The 7,093-nt window shown below is 37.4% G+C and carries 7 protein-coding genes and 1 pseudogene; all 8 read right to left on the bottom strand.

The window, feature by feature from the left end:
* Positions 1–737: 737 nt before the first annotated feature.
* Positions 738–1,811 (bottom strand): SMP-30/gluconolactonase/LRE family protein, encoded by a 1,074-nt coding sequence (locus tag ES765_RS21175; RefSeq protein ID WP_138116489.1) that lies wholly within the window; start codon positions 1,809–1,811, stop codon positions 738–740.
* Between the two features lie 3 nt (positions 1,812–1,814).
* On the bottom strand, positions 1,815–3,137 hold the full coding sequence (locus ES765_RS21170) for a GntP family permease (protein ID WP_138116487.1): 1,323 nt from the start codon (positions 3,135–3,137) through the stop codon (positions 1,815–1,817).
* Positions 3,138–3,180: 43 nt separating this feature from the next.
* Positions 3,181–4,338: a galactonate dehydratase gene (dgoD, locus tag ES765_RS21165; protein WP_138116485.1), complete on the bottom strand. Its 1,158-nt coding sequence runs from the start codon at positions 4,336–4,338 to the stop codon at positions 3,181–3,183.
* Positions 4,339–4,340: 2 nt separating this feature from the next.
* Positions 4,341–4,976, bottom strand: a complete 636-nt coding sequence (locus ES765_RS21160) for a bifunctional 4-hydroxy-2-oxoglutarate aldolase/2-dehydro-3-deoxy-phosphogluconate aldolase (protein ID WP_138116483.1) — start codon at positions 4,974–4,976, stop codon at positions 4,341–4,343.
* Entirely contained in the window at positions 4,973–5,980 is a 1,008-nt protein-coding gene (locus tag ES765_RS21155) for a sugar kinase (protein ID WP_138116481.1), read from the bottom strand. Before ES765_RS21155 ends, ES765_RS21160 begins: the two co-directional genes overlap by 4 nt.
* The gene (locus tag ES765_RS22160; protein ID WP_212744284.1) at positions 5,977–6,369 is read right to left on the bottom strand and encodes a FadR/GntR family transcriptional regulator; all 393 of its coding nucleotides are present in this window, start codon (positions 6,367–6,369) and stop codon (positions 5,977–5,979) included. The genes ES765_RS21155 and ES765_RS22160 overlap by 4 nt, the downstream gene beginning before the upstream one ends.
* 14 nt (positions 6,370–6,383) lie before the next feature.
* A complete protein-coding gene (locus tag ES765_RS22155) occupies positions 6,384–6,611 on the bottom strand; it encodes a FadR/GntR family transcriptional regulator (protein ID WP_212744283.1) in 228 nt (75 codons plus the stop codon).
* Positions 6,612–6,944: 333 nt separating this feature from the next.
* Positions 6,945–7,093 (bottom strand): annotated as a pseudogene (locus ES765_RS21145) (IS3 family transposase); the annotation flags it as partial.

Here is a 7,093-nt window from a genome sequence, read left to right as displayed (position 1 = left end):
AGATGATTTGGGAAAACAAGGTTATATTTAACATAAGAGAAAGGTGTGGTTTTGAGTGCACCACAAAGGTAACTTTGAGGAACAGAATTCCCTTTCTCTTTTTTAATCGTTTAGGACGCTATTGATTTATAACTATAGTCTGAAGCACTTTGCGATCCATGCGGGAAAGTCGCTCAAACTAAGTGACGATTTGCGAGTTATGGAAACGAATACTTTTTCGAGCGAAGTGCATCCAAATTATGTCAAAGTGAATAACGGGTGTGAGTTCATTGGTAAAATATTTGATAAGTAGGCATTTGACAATAAAGTAGAACTGGATTATTAAAGCCCCGGGGAAACAACTGATAATACTTTCATATTATGTTTCAACAGTCCTTTCAAGGGCAAATGCTTGAATGTGAATTTGTTCTTTGTATTAAAATTGTTAAAACTGTAAAAGTATAATTCTTATGCATTGTGTCTTTTTTATTGTTCAATCTATATTTCTTTGAAAGCTAACACGGTAACAAATGAAGTGATTTATACTCAAATTAGTTCGAATGAAAGGGTTGAGGATACGAGTCTACCAGCTGAAAGGTTTGTTTTATGAACATAAATAACGCCAAAAAAAACCTATTGCATACAGTGTATTCGACAAAGAAATGATAAAAAAGAGCCTATCCTATTTCTAATGTAGATTACTCAAAATCTCAGTACTATTTAAACCCGATTGTTCCACTAAAATTCTTGTTTCTTTTTTATAGTAAGTCAATGGCCAAAATATAATCATCGGCAGTCAAGAATACCCTTTTTTCATCTGTAGTAAATGCACAATTCGACGTTAGCTGGCCAGTGTGTATCCTAGCGATTACTTTAGCGGAACTATTAAAAATCCACATGCCACCCGGTCCTGTAGCAAATAGGTAACCTTTACTATTGGTTTTTAAGCCATCAGGTAATCCTTGTTCGCCTTGTTGACCCACCAAATGGGTTACATCATAAAGAACTCGCTTATTAGATACCTTGCCTGGTTTTTCAATATCATATTGATACCAAACAGCATGAAGAGGATCTGAAACGGCCACATACAAGGTGCTTCCATCGGGCGATTGGGCAATTCCATTAGGTTTGGAGAGTGAGTCGACCAAGACAAGTTCCCCTGAGTGCAATAAACAGAAGACCCCTTGAAAATCCAATTCTTTGTGGGGATCATCCATTTTTAAAGGCAAGCCATACGGGGGGTCGGTAAAGTAAAAATTACCCGCTTTATCAAAGAAGCCATCATTTGGGCTATTCAATTTTTTCCCATGGTAACTATCCACAAGCGTCCTAAATTCTGCCTTTGGATTGTTTAAAGGAGCATTCATTTTGGCAACGCTGCGGTCGCCATGTTGAAGCAAAATCAACTCGCCTTGCTTATTTAAAACCAAACCATTTGATCCAGGCTCATCGCCATAGGTACCCTCACCGGTATATCCTGACGGTTCCAAATAGGTAGTAGGCTCAAGAGTATTGTCCAGTTTATAGACTTTATTGTTTGGGATGTCCGAGAATAATAAATAGTTGCCTTCCTCGACCCAAAGTGGTCCTTCGGTCCAAGTAAAGCCACTTGCTAGAATTTCTAAATTGGCTTTGGGATCAATAACCTGTAATGCCTCATTGTCCAAAATTTCAATAGAGAAGTTAGCCTTTAGGGTGTCTATATTTTTTTCTTCAACTATTTCTGTGGCCGCTTTCCCATGAATATCTTCACGCTGTTCTTTTTTTTGATTTTCCCTGCAAGCACTTAAGAGTAAAATCCCCGATACGATTGTGATAATACTATTTTTCATGATTTAGTGAATTAATTTCGTAATTATAAAAATGATGAGCATTGCCGATGTTCCAAAAATGAAGGTGCCCGCAGTCTGTACCTGATAACCTTGTTTTACATTCATTCCTGTCAATTGCGTTAATACCCAAAAAAAGCTATCATTTACATGTGATGCTACAGATGAACCGGCACCAATGGCCAATACGGTCATAGCTTGAAGAAATGGTTCGTTTAATCCCAAAGGCGTCATAAGCGGCGCAACAATTGAAGCGGTAGTCACCAAGGCAACAGTCGAAGACCCTTGTGTGGTCTTTAGGCACGCTGCTAAGAAAAAAGGGAAAAACAAACCTATTTCCAATCCGGTAAACCCTTCTGTGATTAGTGCTGCAATACCAGAGTTTTGTAACATTTTTCCAAAAATTCCACCAGCACCTGTAATTAGGATAATAGGAGCTGCTACTTTTAAGGATTCTCCAACCCAACCTGTGGCCGATAAAATTTTTTCATCTAGTTTTTCGGGAAGTACTAATGATAATAATACACCAATTAGTAGAGCGACTACAGGGGTCCCTAAAAAGGAAATACAGCTTTTGAGTGCTGAGGGGTGAAAATTCAGTTCAGGATAGTCCAAAATTGATTTCAATAAGATTAACACCAACGGGACGACGATTGCCAACAATGATTTCCATAGGGGTGGTTTTTTTTCTGGGTTTACAATTGGTTCAATGACGATAGGGATATCAATCTTTGAAGCTATTTTTTTTGCATAGAAATAACATGGAATCAAGGAAAGACTACTTATCAAAAGTCCCCATAAAATAACATCACCCAAATTAGCTCCTAATATACCTGCTGCGGCTATTGGGCCTGGGGTTGGCGGAACCATAACATGAGATGCTGTTAAACCCATGGCCAAGGCGGCGGTTGTTCCTGCATACGAAATACTGGCTTTCTTGGATAGCACCTTGTTCAAGGGATTCATCATGAGAAGAGCGCTATCCGCGAATATGGGTATAGACAGAATATAACCTGTAACCATCATGGCTAGGTGTACAGATTTTTCACCAATCAAGTTCAGTATGCGTGTGGCTATTACCATAGCTCCACCCGATTTTTCTAATATTGTTCCTATTGTGACCCCAAAAAGAATAATCAAACCAATCTTCCCTAAAATACCTCCAAAACCCGTGTTAATGGAATCTATAATGAGCTCGGCATCCATTCCTGTGATGAACCCATAACCGATTGCGGCAAGTAGTATTGCAAAAAACGGATGAATGTTGAACTTAACGATACCAATAACCAAAAAGGTCAATGAAACGAGTAATGCAATTATATAAATCATGTTATGTATGGTTTGACTTGTTACTTACGTTTCTCATTAAGAATTACCATTCAGCAAAATTTCCGTCTGTATTCCTCCAAATAGGGTTTGTCCAATTATGCCCAATTTTTTGGCCTTCTTTAAGCTTATCCTCATTAATTTCAATGCCTAGACCTGGTTTTGTAAGTAATTCTATACATCCTTTTTTTACTTTCAAAACTTCAGGGTTTAGAACATAGTCTAAAATATCATAGCCTTTATTGTAATGTATTCCTAAGCTACTTTCTTGTATGATTGCATTTGATGAAGCAAAATCGAGATGCAATGCCGATGCAAGTGATATTGGACCCAACGGACAATGTGGTGCAATGGCAATGTCATAGGCTTCTGCCATGGTAGCAATTCTTCTAACTTCTGATATTCCGCCCGCATGGCTAAGATCTGGTTGGATAATGTCAACAATACCCTCATGAAGAATACCTTTAAAATCCCATCTAGAGAACATACGCTCTCCTGTTGCGATAGGAATACTGGTATAGGCATAAATGTGCTTTAGCGCATCATTGTTTTCGCTTAATACCGGTTCTTCTATAAACATAGGTTCATAGGGTTCAAGCTCATCGATAAGCCGCTTAACCATAGGTTTGTGCACCCTTCCATGAAAATCTAACCCAATGTCCAAATTGTATCCAAACTCCTCTCTTAAAAGTTTAATGTTAGTGGCTACCTTTTTAATATCCTTTAAAGATGATACCCAATCCATTGCACCTGTAGCATTCATCTTTACTGCTGTATAGCCTTGTTTTACCTTTGCATGGGCTTGTTCCAAAACAACATCAGGATTATCTCCCCCAATCCAACAATACATTTTCATTTTTTGTCGTACTGTCCCACCTAATAATTCATAAACAGGCACATTTAGGAACTTCCCTTTAATATCCCATAAAGCTTGATCAATGCCAGAAAGGGCACTCATTAGAATAGGACCTCCTCTATAAAAACCACCTCTGTAAAGCACTTGCCAAATGTCTTCAATATTATTTGCTGTACGTCCAATTAAATAGTGCTCTAGTTCCTTTATACATGCGGCTACGGTGTCAGCTTTTCCTTCAACTACGGGTTCTCCCCAACCTACAATTCCACATTTGGTCGTAATCTTTACAAACAACCATCTTGGAGGAACTTTAAACAATTCTACTTTTTCAATTTTAAGCTGGTCCATGATTATTTTGCAATTAATTGGATAAATTTCTTCACTGTACGTTCTATACTTTGCAAACTATTATCTTGTTTTGCAGGTTGTGTCAAAACACTACCTAGTCCAACTCCTGCTGCACCTGCATCCATCCAATCTTTTATATTGGATACGTTTATACCACCAACAACAAAAAAATCGACGTTATCTAAGGGAGCCTTAATAGATTTGAAGTAATTGATTCCAAGGCTTCCAGCAGGAAATAGTTTTATGATGTCAGCACCATTCTCTATAGCACTACAGATTTCAGTAGGCGTTACAGCTCCCATTAATACGGGAATATCATGCTTATGGGCAATCTTGATGACCTCTATATTCGTATTTGGAGTTACTAGGAACTGAGCCCCTGCATGGATTGCCTCTTTTGCAATTTTGATGTTCGTCACCGTACCAGCCCCAATGAGCACATCTGAGTTGGAATACAGAGTTCTGGCATTCGTAATTTCTTCAGAGAAACCTGGCGTGTTTGAGGTGATTTCAAGTACTTTCAGGCCTCCGTTTATCAATTTTTTTAGAAATATAGGGACTTCTAATTGTTCTTTCATACGAACAATTGCCATTATTTTTTCTTCTTTTATTATCTTAACTATTTCCGCCTTTTTCATCGCAATACTTGACCTGTTGTGTTACCTTCCATAATTGAAAGAATTTCTTTTTCACTACTTGTATGCTGATCCCCTTGTATCGTATGCTTTAATGCAAAAGCAGCTGTTGCAAAGTCAACTACTTTTTTATTGTCCCAACTAAGGTTAATAGCATGCAGCGTTGCTGCTGCAAAGGCATCCCCTGCCCCAAAGCGATCTGTAATTGCGACATCAATAGAATCTGAAACATGATGTTTAGCATTTGATAGAAAAACTGCAGAAACTTTATTGTTACTTGCTGAAAGATGCTCTCGCACCGTTAGCGCTAACTGTTTAATTCCGAATTCTTTAGCGGCTAAGGTGGACGCTTCAATAGTCCGATTTACTATTGAATCACCAGGTGGCTTTATGTCATAAATATCGTTTAAGACACCTTCATTGCCAAATAGGGTATCGGTATGTTCTATTATTTGATTAAAAATTTTACGAGCATCAGCTGGGTCTTTCCAAAGTGATCGACGATAATTCATATCAAAACCTACTTTAACCCCTTTTTGCTGGGCTATCTTAGCCGCTTTTATAGTTTCATCAGCACATTGTTTGGAGAGTACCGGAGTGATACCAGAAAGAAATATCCATTTTTTGTTTTCTAGTATTTCATCCCAATCAAACTCGTTAGTTCCAATTTCACTAATAGCAGAGTTTGCTCTATCGTATACTACGCTTGAAGGACGTATGGATGATCCTATTTCTATAAAATAAGTGCCAATTCTTATTCCTCCCCTCACTATATATCTGGTTTCAATACCATAGGATTGCAAAGAAGCTATGGCTGCATCCCCTAGTTGGTTGTTTGGAAACTTAGTGATATGGCTTACCGTATTGCCTAGTACACCCAACGAACTGGCAACATTAGATTCTGATCCAGCATAGTTGACTTGAAAGAGCCGGGATGATTTGATTTTAGCTGCATTGTCGCTAGGGGTTAGCCTTAGCATGGTTTCTCCAAAGGTTATAAAGCTCATTTGTTCTGAATCGATTTTATATAGTTGCTTTGTGTTTCAATAACGTGGGTTTTCATGGCTTTCGTTGCTTTTTGTGCATCTTGTTCTATAATCGCTTTAAGTATTTTTTCATGATGATCTAACATTATTTTCTTGTGATTTGACAGATTGCCATCTGTAGGTTTTGCATAGACTATTGTCTTGAATTTTGGCATCAAATAGAAAATTGGACTTAACAACAACTCCAATACTTTGTTGTTGGCGATTGAAAGGAGTAATCTATGAAATTCGTTATCCAGTTCTGTTTCTTTCTTCTTGTCATTTAGGTCACAATTACGCATTGCAATCATATTTTCTTTTAAATGGTTCAAGTGGTGTTCGTTACGATTTTTAGCAGCTTGTGCTGCCAAACCAGGCTCAAGAATTATTCTTGTATTGATTGTTTGTAGAATAACATCTTTTCGGAAGCATTTTGTATGCTCATCTCCGATACATAAACACCGCTCCCTCTTTTTACATCTACAATACCTTTCGCGTTCATCTTTTTAACTGCTTCTCGTACCGCTGTCCTACTTACATTGAACATTTTACAGAGTTCATTTTCTGTAGGTATTTGACTTCCTGGAAGATATTTTCCGGTCCTAAATAGCATTCGTTAGTTTTAATTCAACCTGTTGCGTAATCGATATGGTTTGTTTTAATGGGGTAAACATAATTGGGATAGTTTAATACCTATAAAGGTATAAGAGATCATACAAATTAAGAATTTAAAGTTCTAAAACAAAAAAACTTGGTTAGCGAATTTGAATAACGTTAATACCAAGTTGTCATATACTAGTGCACTTTTTCAACACCAGTAAGATATTGAAATGAAAGAACTTGGTTTATTGGTTCAAAATTCATCGCTTTACCCTATTCCTTAATCTCAAAAAAAAAGCTAAATCAGTATGGACTTGCAACAAAAAAGTGGACAATTAGATAAGAGTCATGCTGCTATTTGTTGATTGTACATTTCGTTTTCAAATTCTTCTATGGTTTTATACCCCAATGTAGAGTGCATTCTTCTTCTGTTGTACCAAGTTTCTATCCATTGAAAGACTGATAGCTCGGCTTCTGATCTAAGTCCATAACTAT

The organism is Maribacter sp. ACAM166 (assembly GCF_005771495.1).
In the GTDB taxonomy this organism is placed as follows: domain Bacteria; phylum Bacteroidota; class Bacteroidia; order Flavobacteriales; family Flavobacteriaceae; genus Maribacter.
Note: the sequence above shows the minus strand (reverse complement) of the source record. Positions and strands in the feature narration are given on the sequence as shown.